The following is a 356-nucleotide window of genomic DNA, read 5'->3' on the forward strand; positions in this document are numbered from 1 at the left end:
ATAGTCTCGTTCACTTTTATCTTTTAAGTATTCTTTAAACTCCTCTAGTTGCTCTACATCACGTATAGGCTCAACAAATCTCATACAATTATCCACCCTTCATCTGTAATTTTTTCTTTGCATCGCTTCAATATATTTTCTACAGTAGATTTAGGTTTGTTGGTCAATAATGAAATCTTTCTTAAACTTATATTATTAGCAGCCATCACTAATATTTCTTTTTCATCTTTATTTAATATGCTCAATAACTCATTAATCATATTTTCTTTTTCATTAGTATTCTCGATTGATTCATCACTATTATCAGAAATAGGCATTATGTGTTTCGCATAATATTGCATCAAATATGGTTCCAC

At 28.7% G+C, this 356-nt stretch carries 1 protein-coding gene; it reads right to left on the reverse strand.

Annotation, left to right across the window (positions count from 1 at the left end; all coding sequences use genetic code 11):
* Positions 1-80: 80 nt before the first annotated feature.
* The coding region (locus tag KTHG_RS00330; RefSeq protein ID WP_222424330.1) for a sigma-70 RNA polymerase sigma factor region 4 domain-containing protein at positions 81-356 on the reverse strand (276 nt) is incomplete at its 5' end.

Origin of the sequence: Kurthia sp. Dielmo (assembly GCF_000307285.2) — a bacterium.
Classification (GTDB): Bacteria; Bacillota; Bacilli; order Bacillales_A; family Planococcaceae; genus Kurthia; species Kurthia populi.